Raw genomic sequence first — 872 nt, 5'->3', positions numbered from 1 at the left:
CCTAAGACCGTGTCCTATGTGGTGATGCGGATGAGTCGCTTGTAGCAGCAGATGGCTGCGGCGAGGCCGTGGAAGGCCAGGTAGTTGCGGGGGTGGCGTTCGTAGCGGTGGTTGAGGCGGCGGTAGCCGGTCAGCCAGGACATGGTGCGTTCGATGACCCATCTGCGTCGTCCGAGCCGTTCTGACGACTCGATGCCCTTGCGGGCGATGCGGACGCCGATGCGTTTGCCACGGAGCCATTTCCGCAGCTCAGGTATGTCGTATGCCTTGTCGGCATGCAGGCGCTGGGGTTTGAAGTAACGCCCGCGGTGGGGGTCGTGTCTCGTTTGGTGACCGAGCACCATGGGCTTCAGGGCTTGGCTGTCGTGGGTGTTGGCGGCCGAGAGGCCGACGAGGAGGGGCAGTCCGTTCGCGTCCGACAGGACGTGCATCTTGGAACCCGCTTTGCCCCGGTCCACGGGGCTCGGACCGGTGAGTTCGCCCCTTTTTTCGCCCGTACGTGGGCGGAGTCGAGGACGGCTCGGGACAGGTCGAGCAGGCCGGCGCCGTCGAGGCGGTGCAGGATCTCCTCGTGCAGCCGGCCCCACACCCCGGCACGCGACCAGATCAGAAACCTGCGATGAGCGGTGGACTTCGATATCCCGAAACAGGGCGGCAGGGCCCGCCAGGCACAACCGGACACCAGCACGTAGATGATCGCGGCGAACAGCGTCTCATCAGGCGTGTCCTGCGTCCCGCCACCCTGCGGCCGCACCCTCGACGGCGGGATCAGCGGCTCCGCGATCTCCCACAGCCCGTCCGGAACAATCCAACTCCACGTACCCCGCCCCATGGCAACTTCCACGACCGCCTCACCACATAGGACACGGTCT

Annotated in this window: 1 protein-coding gene; it reads right to left on the bottom strand. The window is 66.1% G+C overall.

All coding sequences use genetic code 11. The features are described 5' to 3' along the window. Positions 1–14: 14 nt before the first annotated feature. Positions 15–832, bottom strand: a protein-coding gene (locus IH80_RS44465; RefSeq protein WP_107056996.1) for an IS5 family transposase whose coding sequence is annotated in 2 segments (ribosomal slippage) — positions 15–484 and positions 484–832 — 819 coding nt in all. Because the reading frame shifts where the segments join, the coding sequence is not laid out codon by codon here. Between the last annotated feature and the right edge of the window lie 40 nt (positions 833–872).

This window comes from Streptomyces sp. NRRL S-378 (genome assembly GCF_000720645.1).
Lineage (GTDB): Bacteria > Actinomycetota > Actinomycetes > Streptomycetales > Streptomycetaceae > Streptomyces.
The sequence above is the reverse complement of the archived record's forward strand: the minus strand, read 5'-3'. Positions and strand labels throughout refer to the sequence as shown.